The following is a 15,311-nucleotide window of genomic DNA, read 5'->3' on the forward strand; positions in this document are numbered from 1 at the left end:
CGCCCTGTGTCGAATCCCCCTCGAACACGCAAGCTGCGCTTGTGGGAAGCGCTTACTCTCTCCGTCGGCCTCATGGGGCCGACGCTCGCCATGAGCCTCAACGGGGCCGGCGTGGCCGCCACGGTCGGCAAGGCCGTCCCCCTCGTCTTCCTGCTCGGGCTGCTCGGTGTCGGCCTGGTCGCGTACGGCTTCTGGCGGCTGACCCAGCACTTCCACCAGGCCGGTTCCGTCTACGCCCTGGCCGGCGCCACGATCGGCCCCCGCGCTGGATTCTTCGGCGGCTTCGCCCTGCTGGGCACCTATCTCGCCTTTCTCGTCTGCACCCTCGCCGCGACCGGTGTCTTCGCCCAGGCGTTCCTGCACGCGACGGGCGTCCGGTCCACCGGGCCCTGGGTGGCCGTCGCGCTCCTCGCGGCCGTCGGCGTCACCGCGCTCAACTCCCGGGACGGCCGCACCACCGCCCGCACCCTGCTGATCGTGGAGGGCATCGGCATCCTCGCCATGCTGGTGCTCGCCGCCGTCATCATGGGGCGGGCCAGCACGGGATCGGCACCCCGGCACCAGAGTCTCGACCTCTCGGTGTTCACCGCCGGCGGCACCACCTACAGCGCGGTCATGACGGCCACCGTCTTCGCTTTCCTCTCCTGGGCCGGGTTCGAGGCCTGCGCGTCGCTGGGTGAGGAGACCGACGACCCCCGGCGCAACATCCCTCGCGCGCTGGCCGGCAGCGTGCTGCTGACCGGCTGCCTCTACGTCCTGATGATGTTCGCCCAGACCATCGGCTTCGGCACCGACGCCCAGGGGGTGAGCGAGTTCGGCGCGGCGGAGTCGGCCCTCTCGACGCTCTCCGGGCAGTACATCGGCACCTGGTTCGCGCTCGTCATCGCCTTCACCGCGGTCGCCTCCGCCTTCGCCGCCGCGCTGTCCTCCTCGGCGGCGGCCGCCCGTATGGTCCAGGCGCTGGCCCGGGACGGCTTCGGGCCGCGCGCCCTCGCCCGCACCCACCCCGTCACCGGTGCCCCGACCACGGCACTGCGGCTGTGCGGCGCCGTTGCTGCGGCACTGACCGCCGTGATGTACGGCACCGGCGCCGCCGCCTTCGACACGTACTACTGGTACGCCACCCTCGGCGTGCTGTGCCTCTTGGTCGCGTATGCGGTCGCCGGGGTCGGGGTGATCGTCTTCACGGTCTCCGGCCGGGGCCGCATCCCCCGCTACGAGCTGGTGGTGCCGGTCGCCGGGCTGGGCTATCTGGGCTTCGTCTTCCTCCAGCAGTCGACCGGCCAGAGTGCGCCGTACACCTACTTCCCCTGGATCGCCGCAGCCTGGTGCCTGGCCGGAGGCGCGGTCGTCCTCTTCGCGCCCGCCCTCACCCGGCGCATCGGCGCCCGGCTGACCGGCGAGCTGGTCACCGACGCGCCCCCGACCGACCCGAACCGAAAGGTGCCCGCATGACCCTGGTGCACGCGACGGGGACGGAGCCGGGACTCCTCGGTCCCGCCACCGTTCCCGGCCCCTCCCCCGCCCTCCGCGCCGCACCCGAGGAACCCCCGATGACCGACGCCGCCACCGTCTTCGTCGCCACCTGTGATCTGGCCGGGCAGGTACGGGGGCGGGCCGTGCCCTCCTCGGACCAGGGCTCCGCGCTGCGCTCCGGCACCGGATGGGTCCCGGCCGATCTCGCGATCTCCGCGTTCGGCCCGATCGCGCCCGACAACGTCTTCGGTTCGCGGGGCGACCTGCGGCTGGTCCCCGATCCGGCCACCGGGGTCGACATCCCGGCAGACGGGGACGCGCCCGCCCTCCGGCTCTACCTCGCCGACCAGACCCTGCCCGACGGGGAACCCTGGCCCTGCTGTCCGCGTACCTTCCTCCGCAACGCGGTCGAGGAGCTGCGGGAGCGCACCGGGGTTGAGGTGGTCGCCGCGATCGAGCACGAATTCGTGCTCGGCGGACTGCCGGCGAGCCCGCCGTTCTCGCTGCAGCGCTTCCGGCAGGCGGAGCCCTTCGGCTCGGACCTCGTACGGCTCCTGGAGCGGGCCGGGCTGCAGCCGGAGAACTGGCTCCCGGAATACGGGGACGGCCAGTTCGAGATCACCCTGCGCCCCGGTACCGCGAGGTCCGCCGCCGACCGCGCCGTACTGCTCAAGGAGCTGGTGCGCGACCTGGCCCGCCGTCGTGGTCTGCCGGTCAGCTTCGCGCCCCTCCTCGCACCCGACGGGGTGGGCAACGGGGTCCACGTCCATCTGAGCCTGCAGGACGCCGAGGGCCGTCCGCTCCTCTTCGACCCCGCACGGCCGGGCCGTCTCTCGGCGCTTGGCGCCCGGTTCTCCGCCGGCATCCTGCGCCATACCCCGGCCCTGACCGCCTGGACGGCACCGAGCCCGGTCTCCTTCCTCCGGCTCACCCCCCATCGCTGGAGCGCCGGAGGGATCTTCCTGGCCGAGCGCAACCGCGAGTCGCTGCTGCGGATCTGCCCCACGACGCAGCTCGCCGGGGGCGACGCCGCCGGGCAGTTCCACCTGGAGTACCGCGCGGCGGACGCCACCGCCAACCCCTGGCTCGCCCTGGGCGTCCTCCTCCGCGCCGGGCTGGAAGGACTGGTACGCGACTACGACGAGCCCACGGTGTGGCCGGAGGACACCGACGCCTCGGTGCTCGACGGTGTCCCCGCTCTCCCCTCCTCCCTCGAAGAGGCCCTGCACGCGCTCGAATCGGACGAGGTCGTGCGGTCGTGGTTCGACCCGCGGCTGCTCGCCACCCAGCTGTCCGTCAAGCGGTCCGAGCTCGCGCAGCTGGCCGGGCTGGACGACACCGCACGCATCCGGAAGGTCGCCGATGTCTACTGATGCCCTGGCCGCGGCGATCGCGGAACTGCCGCTCGTGGACCACCATGTCCACGGCGCGCTCCGCGATGACGTCGACCGCGCCGGACTGGAGCTGATGCTCACCGAGTCCGACCGCCCGGTCCCGCCGTGGATGACCCAGTTCGACTCGCAGCTCGGCTTCGCGGTGCGGCGCTGGTGCGCCCCGGTCCTCGGCCTCGCCGCGCACACCGCACCGGACGCCTATCTCACCAGGCGCCGGGAACTGGGAGCGGCGGAGGTCACCCGCAGACTGCTCGCGGCGTCCGGCATCGCCCACTACCTGCTGGAGACCGGCTACGGGGGCGCGGAGATCCTCGGCACCGACGGCATGGCCGGCGCCTCCGGACGCCCCGTCGACGAGATCGTGCGGCTGGAGTCCGTGCTGGAGGACGTGGCCCGCAGCGGTGTGGCCGCGGCGGATCTGCCCGAGCGGTTCCGCGAGACCCTCGCCGCGCGGACCGTCGACGCGGTCGGCCTCAAGAGCATCGTCGCCTACCGGTTCGGCTTCGACTTCGACCCCGGGCGGCCGGGCGACGGCGAGGTGGCCGCCGCGGCCGGGCGATGGCTGGCCGAGTGTGAGCGCACCGGGACCGTACGGGTCACCGACCCGGTGCTGCTCCGCTTCGTCCTGTGGTCCGGAGTCGACCGGGGACTGCCCCTCCAGCTGCACGCCGGGTACGGCGATCCGGACGTGGAACTGCACCGCTGCGACCCGCTGTTGCTCACCCGGTTCCTCAGGAGCGTGCAGCCGCACGGGGTCGACCTGCTGCTGTTGCACTGCTACCCCTTCCACCGCAACGCCGGCTATCTGGCGCAGGTCTTCCCGCATGTCTTCTTCGATGTCGGGCTCGGTGTGAACTACACCGGAGTGCGCTCCGACGCCGTGGTGGCCGAATCGCTGGAGCTGGCCCCGTTCGCCAAGATCCTCTTCTCCAGCGACGCCTGGGGACCGCCCGAACTGCACCATCTAGGCGCGCTGTTGTGGCGCCGCGGCATGCTGCGGGCGATGGCGCCGTGGGTCGACAGCGGCGAATGGGACCTCGATGAGGCGATCCGGGTGGCCCGCATGATCGGACACGACAACGCCCGCCGGGTCTACGGTCTGGAGGGCGGTGCATGAGCCTCGACGACACCCTCACCGCCCTCGCGGCGCAGCTCGAACGGGAGCTGGACGACGCCGTCGAGCTGCGCCGTCAGCTCCATGCCCGGCCCTGTCTGTCCGGCGACGAGGCCGCGGCCCGTGAGCTGGTGCTCGCCGCGCTGCCCGGCCGGCACGCCGCTGCCGAGGTCGCCGGCACCGGAGCCGTGGTCCGCGTGGGCGGCAGCGGTCCGGCCATCGCCGTCCGCGGTGAACTCGACGCCCTGGCGGTGCACGAGGAGACCGGTGTGCCCTGGGCGTCGCAGCACCCCGGTGTGATGCACGCCTGCGGTCATGATGTGCACCTGGCGGCACTGGTCGCCCTCGCACGGGCCGTGGACCGGCTCGGCGGCCCGGCCCCGCTGCTCGCCGTGCTGCAGCCCCGCGAGGAGACCTACCCCTCCGGCGCACAGGACGTCACCGAGGACGGGATCCTCGAACGGGAGCAGTGCCGGGCGGCTATCGGGGCGCATGTCCAGCCGCTGCTCGTGGCGGGCACCGTCGCCTGTACCCCCGGTGGCGTCAACGCCTCGGCGGACGAGTTCACCGTGACCGTCCGGGGCCGCGGCGGCCACGCGGCCTACCCGCACCTCACCCGCGACCCCGTCGTCACCCTCGCCCATGTCGTGGTCGCCCTCCAGAGCCTGGTGAGCCGCGGGATCGACCCGATGTCCTCCGTCGTGCTGAGCGTCACCACGCTCACCGCCGGGACCGCGGCGAACGTGGTCCCCGGCTCCGCCGAGGCCCGCGGCACCCTTCGCGCGATGCGTACGGCCGACCGCGAGGCCCTCCATGAACGGCTGGTGGAGACCGCCGAGTCGGTGGCCCGGGCCTACGGCTGCACCGCGGACGTCCGGATCACCCGCGGGGAGCCGGTACTCGACAACGACGCGACGCTGACCGCCGCGACCCGGCCGCTGCTCGCCTCACTCGGCCTGAAGGTCGCCGCCGACCTGCGGTCCGCGGGCGCGGACGACTTCTCGTACTTCTCCGAGCGGATGCCCGCGCTGATGCTGTTCGTGGGGACGCACGGCGGCACCGAGCAACTGCACTCCCCGACCTTCCTGCCGCCCGACGAACGGGTACGGGACGTCGCCCACGCCCTGCTCGCCGGCTATCTGGCCGCCGCGGAGCAGTTCCTCCCACGGCCCTGAGCGGACCCGCCCTGATACGCCACACCCTCGGCGCCCAGGCCTCCCCAGCCGCCGGCACTCCCACAATCCCCGCACTCCTCGCACCCCCGCACCCCCGCACCCCCGCACCCCCGCACCCCCGCACCCAGGAACAGAGGACCCGCACGTGACCACCACCGACACCGCCGACACCACCGGCGGCCGCCCGGCCGGCTCCGGGACCGCGCTGCACATCGACCTCGCCGAGACCGCGACCGCCCGCAACTACAGCCCGCTGCCGGTGGTCCTCACCTCCGGCCGGGGCGCCTGGGTGACCGACGTCGACGGACGCCGCTATCTGGACTGCCTGGCCGGCTACTCGGCACTCAACTTCGGCCACGGCCACCCCCGGCTGCTGGCCGCGGCCCGGGAACAGCTCGAACGCCTCACCCTGACCAGCCGCGCCTTCCACAACGACCGGCTCGGCCCGTTCTGCCGGGATCTCGCCGAGCTCGCCGGGATGGACTCCGGCCCGGCAACCACGGCTCGACCTTCGGCGGCAACCCGCTGGCCGCCGCCGTCGGCCACACCGTCGTCGAGCTGCTGCGGACCGGCGAATACCAGGAACGGGCCGCCCGGCTCGGCGAGCAGCACCGCACGCGGCTCGAAGCCCTCATGGGCCACGGCGTCCGTGCCGTCCGCAGCCGTGGGCTGTGGAGCGGTATCGATATCGACCCCGGGCTCATGTCGGGGCGCGAGGCCTGCGAACGGCTCCTGGCCCGCGGCATCCTCGCCAAGGACACCCACGGCTCCACGGTCCGTCTCGCCCCTCCCCTGGTCATCGAGGCCGACGAGCTCGACTGGATGACCGACCAGCTCGCCGAGGTACTCACCGCACCCCGCCCCTGATGTGCGGCCGCCATGACGGGCACAGGGCGGCACACTTCGAGGAGAGGGCGGTGGCGAGCCCGCCGATACCGCCGCCGACGACGGTCGCCGTGCGCTGTTTCCGGGTCATGCCGGGACGGTACTATGCCTGTAGTGGATCGGCACTACAAACATAGTAAAAGTCATGGCGAAGGGCGCTCAGGGTGGCACGACGGCGGGAGCAGGTACTGGACGCGGGGATTCAGGTACTGGGGAGCGAGGGGGCGCGGCGGCTGACCTACCAGGCCGTCGACACCGCCGCCGGAGTCCCGTCGGGCACCACCTCCAACTACTTCCGCAACCGGGCGGCGCTGATCGACGGCATCCTCGACCACCTCCAGGTCCTGGAGCGCCGCGACTGGGAGCACTTCGCCGCGGCCGCCACCCCGGCCGACGCCGGTGAACTCGCCGGCACCGTCACCCGGTTCCTGCAGTACGCGACCGGACCCGAGCGGGCCAGGACCGCCGCCCGCTTCGCGCTCTACCTGGAGGCCACCGCCCGGCCCGAACTCCGCCCGACGCTCACCCGCGGCCGCGAGACCGTCGCCGGCTGGGGGGCGGAGTGGCTGCAGCGCTTCGGTTCACCGACCCCGCGGCGGCACTGCGAGCTCCTCTTCGACTACATGGACGGTGTCGCCTTCCATCAACTCGCCTTCCCCGCCGAGGACTTCGACCCGGGACCGGGCATCCGCGAGCTGCTGCGCGGCCTGCTGGGCTGAATCCCGCAGGCCGGCCTTCCGCACCGCCGCCGCATATCGACCGACGGCCCGTAGGGGGCTCCCGCTGCCGCTCCCCTACGGGCCGTCGGTCCGCCCGGCGTCAGGGGGCGGGCGCCGCCGCGGGCTCGCCGATGTCGTCCGTGGTGCCGGGGGCGGGGCGCGGTGGGGTATCCGGGTCGCCGTGGGCCGCGGCCGTATCGTCCGCAGCGTCCCCGTCCGCCGCCTTCCGGCCGAAGTGGTTGAAGGCGAGGTTGAGGACGATGGCGACCAGACAGCCGGTGCTGATGCCGGAGTCCAGGACGACCAGCAGGTCCTTGGGGAGGTGGTGGTAGAAGTCCGGGGCGGCGATCGGGATCAGGCCGATACCGACGGACGCCGCGACGATCAGGGCGTTGTCGCCCTTCTCCATCGCGGCGGAGGCCAGCGTCTGGATGCCGCTGGCGGCCACCGAGCCGAAGAGCACGATACCGGCGCCGCCGAGGACCGGCAGCGGGACCAGCGAGATGACCGAGGCGGCCACCGGGCACAGACCCAGCACGATCAGGATCAGACCGCCGGTGGCCACGACGAAGCGGCTGCGCACCTTGGTCATCGCGACCAGGCCGATGTTCTGGGCGAAGGCGCTGTTGGCGAAGCCGTTGAACAGCGGGCTGATCGCGGTGCCGAGGGTGTCGGCGCGCAGTCCGCCCTCGATGGTGCGCTCGTCCGCCGGGCGGTCGACGATCCTGCCGAGGGCGAGCATGTCGGCCGTCGACTCGGTCATACAGACCAGCATCACGATGCACATGCTGACGATCGCGGCGATGTCGAACTGCGGGGCGCCGAAGTGGAACGGCGTCGGGAAGCCGAGCAGGGAGGCCTCGGAGAGCGCCGAGAAGTTGGTGATGCCGACGGGTATCGCGATCAGCGTGCCGGCGATCAGACCGAGCAGGATCGCGATCTGCTGGAGGAAGCCGCGCAGCACCCGGCGCAGCACCAGCACGATCAGGAACGTCAGCGCGGCCATCCCGATGTTCGTCAGCGAACCGTAGTCCGGTGCCCGGTCGTTGCCGCCCTGGGACCAGTTGAACGCCACCGGCAGCAGCGAGACGCCGATCAGGGTGATGACGGTGCCGGTGACCACCGGCGGGAAGAACCGTACGAGTCTGGAGAAGTACGGCGCGAGGAGGAATCCCAGCACACCGGCGACGATCACCGCGCCGAAGATGATCGGGAGGGCGTTGCCGGGGCTCTGGGCCTTGCCGATGGCGACCATCGGCGTGACACCGGCGAACGAGACGCCGTTGACGAAGGGCAGCTTGGCGCCGATCTTCCAGAAGCCGAGGGTCTGGAGGAGGGTGGCGATGCCCGCGGTGAAGAGGCTGGCGCCCATCAGGAAGGCGGTCTCGGTGGCGCTCAGCCCGCAGGCCGGACCCACGATCATCGGCGGGGCCACCACACCCGCGTACATCGCGGCCACATGCTGGAGGCCGCTGGTGAACATCTTGAAGGGCGGGAGGGTCTCGTCGACCGGATGCTTCCGGTCGCCCTCCGACTTCTGCCCGGTCATTGCGGCCACTGCGGGCCTCCTTCGTTTTCTGCGTCGCCGGGGGCCGGCGAGGCGAGGCTGTCACGGAGGGCTTGCCATGTGGTGCGTACTGCGGGAGTCGCCTGGTGAGCGTGGTGCGGCACGGCGCGCTGGTGGCGCGTGGACGGCGGTGTGCCGGGCCTACCGGCCCCGGGGGTACGGGAGTTCCCGCAGCCCCGGGGTCCGGCGCTTGTGGATCCCGCTCGGATCCACAAGCCCGGCCGGGAGCCGTCCCTCCCGGCCGAGTCAGGGGTGTGCGTCGGTCCGGTGACCGCGCCGTGGGGGTCAGCCCTCGGCGGCGATCCGGGCCAGACGCTGTGCCTCCGCCCGCGCGGTGCGGGCGATGGTGTCCTCGTCGACGTTGCTGAGGTGGTTGTCCTCGACGACCGGCCGGCCGCCCACGAGGGAGAGAGTGACCGGCGCGGCGGCGCCGAAGACCAGCGCGGTGACCGGGTCGGCGATGGAGGAGTGGCCGAGGCCGTCCAGCTTCCACAGCACCAGGTCGGCGAGCTTGCCGGCCTCCAGCGAGCCGATCTCGGACGTCCGGCCGAGGACCTGCGCGCCGCCGTAGGTGCCCAGCCGCAGCGCCTTGCGGGCGTTGAGGGCGGCCTCCCGGTGGGCGCCGAGGCGGTTGATGAGCAGGGCGTTGCGCAGCTCGGTGTGGAGTTCGCCGGACTCGTTGGAGGCGGTGCCGTCGACGCCGAGGCCGACCGGGACGCCGGCCGCCAGCATGTCGGGGACCCGGGCGATACCGGCCGCGAGGCGGGCGTTGGAGGACGGGCAGTGCGCGACGCCGGTACCGGTGCGGGCGAAGGCGGCGATGTCGGAGTCGTTCATGTGGACGCAGTGCGCCATCCACACGTCGTCACCGAGCCAGCCGGTCGACTCGAAGTAGTCGGTCGGCCCCATGCCGAACAGCTCGTGGCAGAACTTCTCCTCCTCCACGGTCTCCGAGCCGTGGGTGTGCATCCGTACCCCCTTACGGCGGGCCAACTCGGCGCCCTGCCGCATGAGTTCGGTGGAGACGGAGAACGGCGAGCAGGGCGCGGCGGCGAGGTGCACCATCGAGCCGAAGGAGGCGTCGTGGTGGGTGTCGATGGCCTCCTCGGTCGCCAGCAGGGCGCCCTCGGTGGTCTCGACGGCGAAGTCCGGGGGCAGCCCGCCGTCCTTCTCGCTGCGGTCCATGGAGCCGCGGGCCAGGGTGATCCGGGCACCGATCTCCGCGGCCGCCGCAAGCTCCGCGCCGACGAGGTCGCCGGAGCCCCGGGGGAAGACGTAGTGGTGGTCGGAGGCGGTGGTGACACCGCCCTTGACCATCATGCCGAGCGAGCCCTGGGTGGCTGCGGCGAGCATCGGGGCGTCGATCCGGGCCCAGGTCGGGTACAGCGCGACCAGCCAGTTGAAGAGGTTGTGGTCGGTGGCCAGGCCCCGGGTGATCCACTGGTAGAAGTGGTGGTGGGTGTTGATCAGGCCGGGGGTGACCAGGTGTCCGGTGCCGTCGATCCGGCGGACCACGTTCGCCAGGCCCTCGGGGGCCGGGCCGGCGCCCACCGACTCGATGATGCGGTCGGCGACGACCACATGGCCGGTGGCGTACTCGGTGTCGTGGGCGTCGACGGTCGCGATGGCACAGTTCTCGATGACGAGGCGCTGCTTCACCGCGCTGTCAGGGGATGCCGGTGCAGCCATGGTGCGGTTCCTTCTTTCGGTACTGGCGGTGGGCACGGCATGGCCCTAGGGGATTTGAGTGCCGGTGCCGGACGAGGCGGCTGACAGTACCGCTGCCCGTGGGGTGCTCCGGGTGCCGAGAGGGTGGAAGAACGGGTTGAGCGCGACCGCGGTCTGGGCTCCGGCGCTGGCCGCCGGCTTCTCGTCCACCGGATGGACCGGGGACGCGGAGTGGTGCGGGTCGTGCGAGTGCTGTGCCATAGGTCGTTCCCCTCAGGATGTGCGTTCCCCTCCCCGCTGCGGGGGTGGGGAGGGGAACGCACGGCACGGCGTTGCGTCGGAGCCGCTCAGAGGTTCGTCAGATCCACCGGGATCTTGGGCTCGACACCGTCGCGCAGAACAGTGGCTTCGATCAGGCCGTACGGGCGGTCGGCCGCGTAGTACACCTCGTTGTCGTTCTTGAGCCCGAACGGTTCGAGATCCACGAGGAAGTGGTGCTTGTTCGGGAGCGAGAAGCGGATCTCGTCGATCTCGGACCGGTTGTTGATCACGCGCGCCCCCATTTGGTACAGGGTCTGCTGGAGCGAGAGGCTGTAGGTCTCCGCGAAGGCCTGCAGCATGTGCTTCTTGACCTGCTCGTACGAACGCTCCCACTGGGGCATCCGCTGCTCGTCGTCGGTCCAGTTGAACCGCCAGCGGCCGGACACCTCGGTGGCGAGGATGCGGTCGTAGGCCTCCTTCAAGGTCGTGTACTTGTCCTTGATGTAGCCCCAGAACTCCGAGTTGGTGGAGTTCATCACCACGAGGTCCTTCAGCCCGGAGATGACCTGCCACCGCTCACCGTCGTAGGTGATCTCGGTCAGCCGGGTCTCCTGGCCCTGGCGGACGAACGAGTGCTGGACCTCGTCGGCGCCGATGAAGCGGGAGTTGGCGTCGGAGGTGGCGATCCGCTCCCAGGCGTACTCCTCGATCCGGATACGGGCCCGGTGGATGGGCTCCTGGCTGCTGACGAAGTGCCGGGCCAGGTGGATGCCGAACTGCTCGGCCGACTCGATCCCGTATTCCTTGGCGAAGGCGTACACGGTGTTCTTGGTCGTGTCCGTCGGCAGGCAGTGGGCGTTGGAGCCGGAGAGGTGGACCTCTTCCAGGTCGCCGGAGAGCGACACCGAGACGTTCAGGTCCTTGATGTGGTGGGTGTCGCCGTCCCGGGTGATCTTGACGACGCGGTTCTCCGCTTTGCCGTACTGGTTCTGGCCGAGCATCACAGGGCGGGCCGGGCGGGAATCGGCAGCGCGGGCCGGGCGGGAATCGGCAGCGCGGGCCGGGCGGGAATGGGCAGTCATGTCGGTGCTAGCTCCCTCGGTATACGGAGTAGCCGAACGGGTTGAGCAGCAGCGGTACGTGATAGTGCTCGCCCGGCTGGACGGCAAAGGTGATTGCCACCTCCGGGAAGAAAGCTCCGCTGTCCCTTACGCGGGGGGCGTCCTGCTGTTCCTCGGCTTGCTGGTGTGCCTTGCGGTCTGCGCGGTGCTGGTGCGAAACGAAGTACTCCTCGACGGCGAAGTCGAGGCGCACATGGGTGGTGCCGGCCGGCAGGGCCGGCAGGTCCTTGCAGCGTCCGTCCGCATCGGTCGTGGACGCGCCGTGGGCGGTCCAGGCGCCGTCGCTGCCGGAGCGCACCGAGAGCGTGAGGGCGACGCCCTCCGCGGGGCGGCCCACGCTGGTGTCCAGGATGTGGGTGGACACCGACGTCGGTGCAGCCGTCTCGCTGCTCATGCTGCGTCTCCTTCTGCGTGCTCCGCGATACGGGTCAGACGAATGCGGTTGATCTTGCCGAGTTCCGCACGAACGATCTCTCGTTCCTGTTCCGGCGTGTTGTCGATCCGGTTACGGATCGCGTCACGCATCTGCTCTCCGGTGCGGCCGGAGGCGCAGATCAGGAAGACATGCCCGAACTTCTCCTGGTAGGCCAGGTTGAGTTCGAGCATCTCCGCCTTGAGCGCGTCGGAGGCGCCCGCCATACCGCTCTGCTCGCGGCGCGAGGTCGGGTCACCGGGCTTCGGCCGGCCGATGGGCGGGTGTCCGGCCATCGCCTCGGCCAGATCCGCCGCGGTCAGCCCGGCCATGGCGGCGTCGCTTGCGGCGAACAGGGCGTCGGTGGTGGCGTAGGGGCGCCGGGCGAGCATCCGCTCGCCCCATGCCCTGCTGGCGCACACCTCGTGCAGTGCGGCGCGTGCCGTACCGTCGTCGGCGCTGTTGAACCGGGTGAGCCCCGTCGGGGGCACGGGGGTGTCCCCCGTCGAGCGTGGTGAACTCGAAGACACGGGAAGCCTCCGTGGCCTGGTGGTGCTGGACAGCTCTGCTTGGCTGGAAACAGCTAAGACCCCCGGCAACAACACGTCAACACTTTGTTGAAAACTCGGCGACACAAAAGCCGCTGTCCGCAGTTGCTGGTCCCGCCCCCGAAGCCGCTGTCCACTCCCTGTTGCTCAGCGGAACGCCGGCCCGCTCACTGCGCGGCCGACAGGGGACGCGGCCAGTCTCCGGCGCCCCGGCACGCCCCGCACCCCCGACCCAGCCAATCGGGAAACGCATCGGGAAACGGCATCGGGAAACGGCATCGGGAAACGGCGCGGCAGCCGGCCCCGGAAGGGACTCGGCCGCCACGGCCGGCGAACCGCCCGGCTGTGGGAATGGCCGCTACGAGCCCTCCACCTGCGGCTTCGCGTCCCGCGACGCGTTCTCCCGGTTCAGGTAGTTGTACACGGTGAAGCGACTCACCCCGAGCGCACCGGCGACCGTCTCCACGCCGTGCCGGACCGAGAAGGCGCCGCGGGACTCCAGAATCCGGACCACCGACTGCTTGGTCTTACGGTCCAGATCCGCCAAGGGCACCCCGTGCCGGCGCTGGAGCTCGGCGAGGATGTGGTCGAGCGAGTCCGACAGGTGCGGGAGCCGTACGGCCACCCGGTCCTGCCCCTCCCAGGCCAGGACGACATCGTCGCCCTCGGCCAGGTCCGGTGCGACCATCTGGCCACCCATCGCGTCGACCAGCGGTTTGACCGCCTGGACGAAGGGGTGGTCGGCGGGATCCGTCACGTCGCGTCCCCCTCGCCCTGACCGGCCTCACCGATGACATTGACCTGCACGGAGACCCTGGTGGCACCCGCCTGCAGGGATTCACGCAGCAGGGCGGTCACCGCATCGAGCACCCGATCGGCGTCGCCCTCGGCCGTATTGCCGAACGGACCGACGTCAACGGCGTCCAGCTCGGCGCCCGTGACGACGTCCCGCGCCACCACCGCATGCGCCGGCGCCTCGTCCAGGTCGAACGGCTCCGTCGTGAACTCCACTCTCAATCGCACGCCGCTCAACCTACGCGCGGTTCGGCCCGGCCACCAGAAATTGCCCCGGGGCCCCCTTGACAGCCTCCGAGCCTGCCAGGCAGTGTTCCATTAAGCAGAAAAACAGTTCCACTATCCGGAAGGGCGCCGCCGTTATGGGTTTCCCGGACACGCGCTTCAACGTCAATCTGTCGATCCTGTTCACCGAGCTTCCGTTGCTGGAGCGGCCGGCGGCCGCACGGGCGGCGGGCTTCACGGCGGTGGAGCTGTGGTGGCCGTGGGTGGATGCCCCGGTGCCGGATCGGGCGGAGCTGGACGCACTGCGCGAGGCGCTCCACGACGCGGGGACGCGGCTGGTGGGGCTGAACTTCTATGCCGGGCAGCTGCCGGGGCCGGACCGTGGTGCGCTGTCGGTTCCGGGCCAGGAGTCGGAGAAGTTCCGCGCGAACGTCCCGGTGGCGGTGGAGTTCGCCCGCTCACTGGGGTGCACGAGCTTCAACGCCCTGTACGGCAACCGGGTCGAGGGCGTCGATCCGGCCGAGCAGGACCGACTGGCACTGGAGAACCTCGCGCTCGCCGCGCGGGCGGTGGCAGCGGTGGACGGCACGCTGCTGATCGAGGCGCTCAATGCGCCCGAGTCGCCGCACTGCCCGATCGTCTCGGCGCCGAAGGCGATCGAGGTCGTGGACGCGGTGAATGCGGCGACGGGCCTGGACAACGCCCGCTTCCTGATGGACCTCTACCACCTGTCGATGAACGGTGAGGACCTGGACGAGGTCATCGACCGCTACACCGCCAAGACCGCGCATGTGCAGATTGCCGACAACCCCGGCCGCGGCGCTCCCGGCACCGGCGAGCTCGACTTCACCGGACTGCTCGACCGCCTCGCCAAGGCCGGTTACGACGGCTGGACCGGCCTGGAGTACAAGCCCGGCGACGCCCCCAGCGCCGAGGCCTTCAACTGGCTCCCGGCCGACCATCGTGCAGCCCACTCCTGACACGTCGCACGCTCTTCGAAAGAGACACTCATGAGCAATCTTCCCAGGATCGCGTGGATCGGTCTGGGCATCATGGGCTCGCCCATGGCCGAGAACCTGATCAAGGCCGGCTACTCGGTGACCGGCTACACCCTGGAGGCCGACAAGCTGGCGCGGCTGGCCAGGAACGGCGGGCGCACGGCCGGCTCGATCGCCGAGGCGGTCACCGACGCCGACGTCATCATCACCATGGTCCCCGCCTCCCCGCAGGTCGAGGCCATCGCCTACGGCCCCGACGGCATCCTGGCCCATGCCCGGCGCGGGGCGCTGCTGATCGACATGTCCTCGATCACCCCGCAGACCTCGGTCGACCTGGCCCACGCCGCAGGCGAGAAGGGCCTCCGGGTCCTGGACGCCCCGGTCTCCGGCGGCGAGGCCGGCGCCATCGAGGCCGTCCTGTCGATCATGGTGGGTGGCGAGCAGGCCGACTTCGACGCCGCCCGCCCCCTCCTGGAGGCGCTGGGCAAGACCATCGTGCGGTGCGGGCCACACGGCTCGGGCCAGACCGTGAAGGCCGCCAACCAGCTGATCGTCGCCGTCAACATCCAGGCCTGCGCCGAAGCCGTCGTCTTCCTGGAGAAGTCCGGCGTCGACCTGCCCGCCGCCCTCGACGTCCTGGGCGGCGGACTGGCCGGCTCCACCGTCCTGGCCCGCAAGAAGGACAACTTCACCACCCGCGACTTCCGGCCCGGCTTCCGCATCGACCTCCACCACAAGGACATGGGCATCGTCACCGACGCCGCCCGCACAGTCGGCGCCGCCCTGCCCGTCGGCAGCGTCGTCGCCCAACTCGTCGCCGCCCTCCGCGCACAGGGCGACGGCGGCCTCGACCACTCCGCCCTCCTGCGCGGCGTCGAACGCCTCTCCGGACACACCACCGAAAGCTGAGTCCGTGGCGGCGCAGCGGATCCCGCTCCGCAGGCGGCCGCCCC

Annotated in this window: 16 protein-coding genes and 1 pseudogene; 8 read left to right on the top strand and 9 right to left on the bottom strand. The window is 71.4% G+C overall.

Features of this window, described 5'->3' with window-relative positions; translation table 11 throughout:
- Positions 1–6: 6 nt before the first annotated feature.
- The 5 genes and pseudogenes from AB0C46_RS09790 (at position 7) to AB0C46_RS09810 (ending at position 6,026) form a co-directional block, all read left to right on the top strand.
- Positions 7–1,455, top strand: a complete 1,449-nt coding sequence (locus AB0C46_RS09790) for an APC family permease (RefSeq protein WP_362827140.1) — start codon at positions 7–9, stop codon at positions 1,453–1,455.
- On the top strand, positions 1,452–2,849 hold the full coding sequence (locus AB0C46_RS09795; RefSeq protein WP_362827142.1) for a glutamine synthetase family protein: 1,398 nt from the start codon (positions 1,452–1,454) through the stop codon (positions 2,847–2,849). The genes AB0C46_RS09790 and AB0C46_RS09795 overlap by 4 nt, the downstream gene beginning before the upstream one ends.
- A complete protein-coding gene (locus AB0C46_RS09800) occupies positions 2,839–3,987 on the top strand; it encodes an amidohydrolase family protein (protein ID WP_362827144.1) in 1,149 nt (382 codons plus the stop codon). The genes AB0C46_RS09795 and AB0C46_RS09800 overlap by 11 nt, the downstream gene beginning before the upstream one ends.
- Positions 3,984–5,159: a M20 family metallopeptidase gene (locus AB0C46_RS09805; RefSeq protein WP_362827146.1), complete on the top strand. Its 1,176-nt coding sequence runs from the start codon at positions 3,984–3,986 to the stop codon at positions 5,157–5,159. The genes AB0C46_RS09800 and AB0C46_RS09805 overlap by 4 nt, the downstream gene beginning before the upstream one ends.
- 205 nt (positions 5,160–5,364) lie before the next feature.
- Positions 5,365–6,026 (top strand): annotated as a pseudogene (locus AB0C46_RS09810) (aminotransferase class III-fold pyridoxal phosphate-dependent enzyme).
- On the opposite strand, the gene AB0C46_RS09815 reads toward AB0C46_RS09810, so the two are convergent.
- Positions 6,007–6,135, bottom strand: a complete 129-nt coding sequence (locus tag AB0C46_RS09815; protein WP_362827147.1) for a hypothetical protein — start codon at positions 6,133–6,135, stop codon at positions 6,007–6,009. The pseudogene AB0C46_RS09810 and the gene AB0C46_RS09815 sit on opposite strands and share 20 nt — an antisense overlap.
- Positions 6,136–6,208: 73 nt before the next feature.
- Here AB0C46_RS09815 and AB0C46_RS09820 point away from each other — a divergent pair, with 73 nt between their 5' ends.
- Positions 6,209–6,763 (top strand): TetR/AcrR family transcriptional regulator, encoded by a 555-nt coding sequence (locus tag AB0C46_RS09820; RefSeq protein ID WP_362827149.1) that lies wholly within the window; start codon positions 6,209–6,211, stop codon positions 6,761–6,763.
- 100 nt (positions 6,764–6,863) lie between these two features.
- Here AB0C46_RS09820 and AB0C46_RS09825 read toward each other — a convergent pair whose 3' ends face one another.
- The 8 genes from AB0C46_RS09825 to AB0C46_RS09860 form a co-directional block, all read right to left on the bottom strand.
- On the bottom strand, positions 6,864–8,312 hold the full coding sequence (locus tag AB0C46_RS09825) for a nucleobase:cation symporter-2 family protein (protein WP_362827438.1): 1,449 nt from the start codon (positions 8,310–8,312) through the stop codon (positions 6,864–6,866).
- Between the two features lie 303 nt (positions 8,313–8,615).
- On the bottom strand, positions 8,616–10,019 hold the full coding sequence (locus AB0C46_RS09830) for an 8-oxoguanine deaminase (RefSeq protein ID WP_362827150.1): 1,404 nt from the start codon (positions 10,017–10,019) through the stop codon (positions 8,616–8,618).
- Between the two features lie 45 nt (positions 10,020–10,064).
- Positions 10,065–10,259: a hypothetical protein gene (locus AB0C46_RS09835; RefSeq protein WP_362827151.1), complete on the bottom strand. Its 195-nt coding sequence runs from the start codon at positions 10,257–10,259 to the stop codon at positions 10,065–10,067.
- An 86-nt stretch (positions 10,260–10,345) separates the two neighbouring features.
- Entirely contained in the window at positions 10,346–11,260 is a 915-nt protein-coding gene (gene pucL / locus AB0C46_RS09840; RefSeq protein WP_362827440.1) for a factor-independent urate hydroxylase, read from the bottom strand.
- 88 nt (positions 11,261–11,348) lie between these two features.
- Positions 11,349–11,774, bottom strand: coding sequence for a hydroxyisourate hydrolase (gene uraH / locus AB0C46_RS09845; protein WP_362827153.1), 426 nt, complete (start codon positions 11,772–11,774; stop codon positions 11,349–11,351).
- Positions 11,771–12,283: a 2-oxo-4-hydroxy-4-carboxy-5-ureidoimidazoline decarboxylase gene (uraD, locus tag AB0C46_RS09850; RefSeq protein WP_362827154.1), complete on the bottom strand. Its 513-nt coding sequence runs from the start codon at positions 12,281–12,283 to the stop codon at positions 11,771–11,773. Before uraD ends, uraH begins: the two co-directional genes overlap by 4 nt.
- Before the next feature lie 415 nt (positions 12,284–12,698).
- Positions 12,699–13,097 (bottom strand): helix-turn-helix domain-containing protein, encoded by a 399-nt coding sequence (locus AB0C46_RS09855; protein ID WP_362827156.1) that lies wholly within the window; start codon positions 13,095–13,097, stop codon positions 12,699–12,701.
- The gene (locus tag AB0C46_RS09860; protein WP_362827158.1) at positions 13,094–13,363 is read right to left on the bottom strand and encodes a hypothetical protein; all 270 of its coding nucleotides are present in this window, start codon (positions 13,361–13,363) and stop codon (positions 13,094–13,096) included. Before AB0C46_RS09860 ends, AB0C46_RS09855 begins: the two co-directional genes overlap by 4 nt.
- Positions 13,364–13,497: 134 nt before the next feature.
- On the opposite strand from AB0C46_RS09860, the gene AB0C46_RS09865 reads away from it, so the two are divergent.
- On the top strand, positions 13,498–14,340 hold the full coding sequence (locus AB0C46_RS09865; RefSeq protein ID WP_362827160.1) for a TIM barrel protein: 843 nt from the start codon (positions 13,498–13,500) through the stop codon (positions 14,338–14,340).
- Positions 14,341–14,370: 30 nt separating this feature from the next.
- Positions 14,371–15,267 (top strand): 2-hydroxy-3-oxopropionate reductase, encoded by an 897-nt coding sequence (locus tag AB0C46_RS09870; protein ID WP_362827162.1) that lies wholly within the window; start codon positions 14,371–14,373, stop codon positions 15,265–15,267.
- Positions 15,268–15,311 lie beyond the last annotated feature (44 nt).

This window comes from Streptomyces sp. NPDC048637 (assembly GCF_040650675.1).
Classification (GTDB): domain Bacteria; phylum Actinomycetota; class Actinomycetes; order Streptomycetales; family Streptomycetaceae; genus Streptomyces.

Coding starts and splice junctions, on each gene's coding strand:
- AB0C46_RS09795 (WP_362827142.1), top strand. CDS start 1,452: ATGACCCTGGTGCACGCGACGGGGACGGAGCCGGGACTCCTCGGTCCC.
- AB0C46_RS09800 (WP_362827144.1), top strand. CDS start 2,839: ATGTCTACTGATGCCCTGGCCGCGGCGATCGCGGAACTGCCGCTCGTG.
- AB0C46_RS09805 (WP_362827146.1), top strand. CDS start 3,984: ATGAGCCTCGACGACACCCTCACCGCCCTCGCGGCGCAGCTCGAACGG.
- AB0C46_RS09815 (WP_362827147.1), bottom strand. CDS start 6,135: ATGACCCGGAAACAGCGCACGGCGACCGTCGTCGGCGGCGGTATCGGC.
- AB0C46_RS09825 (WP_362827438.1), bottom strand. CDS start 8,312: ATGACCGGGCAGAAGTCGGAGGGCGACCGGAAGCATCCGGTCGACGAG.
- AB0C46_RS09830 (WP_362827150.1), bottom strand. CDS start 10,019: ATGGCTGCACCGGCATCCCCTGACAGCGCGGTGAAGCAGCGCCTCGTC.
- AB0C46_RS09835 (WP_362827151.1), bottom strand. CDS start 10,259: ATGGCACAGCACTCGCACGACCCGCACCACTCCGCGTCCCCGGTCCAT.
- pucL (WP_362827440.1), bottom strand. CDS start 11,260: ATGCTCGGCCAGAACCAGTACGGCAAAGCGGAGAACCGCGTCGTCAAG.
- uraH (WP_362827153.1), bottom strand. CDS start 11,774: ATGAGCAGCGAGACGGCTGCACCGACGTCGGTGTCCACCCACATCCTG.
- AB0C46_RS09865 (WP_362827160.1), top strand. CDS start 13,498: ATGGGTTTCCCGGACACGCGCTTCAACGTCAATCTGTCGATCCTGTTC.
- AB0C46_RS09870 (WP_362827162.1), top strand. CDS start 14,371: ATGAGCAATCTTCCCAGGATCGCGTGGATCGGTCTGGGCATCATGGGC.